This is a genomic window from Sphingomonas sp. 10B4, from assembly GCF_035019905.1.
Classification (GTDB): domain Bacteria; phylum Pseudomonadota; class Alphaproteobacteria; order Sphingomonadales; family Sphingomonadaceae; genus Sphingomonas; species Sphingomonas glacialis.
Map to the genome: position 1 here is coordinate 1 of NZ_JASJVC010000575.1, position 236 is coordinate 236.

The 236-nt window shown below is 53.0% G+C and carries 1 protein-coding gene; it reads left to right on the plus strand.

Features of this window, described 5'->3' with window-relative positions:
• Positions 1 to 236: hypothetical protein (locus QN347_RS20915; RefSeq protein WP_323494564.1), on the plus strand; the 236-nt coding region annotated here is incomplete at both ends.

Sequence of the window (236 nt, forward strand, 5' to 3'; positions counted from 1 at the left end):
GAGAAGGCTTGAGCCGTCCGCTCGACACGCTCGAAGTGGAAGTGCAAGGTTTGATGGAGGGAATGCAGCTGGCCGATGATTTGATGACGCTCGATGGCATCCTGTTGCTGGCCAAGGATTATGTACTGAAGCCGCAGAATATCGACAACCTTATCCAAATGCAGAAACTGGAGCGCTTGCCGCAATTCATCATGATCCGTCGGGTCAACCTGCAAGAGCCGGACAAAGACGCAGAT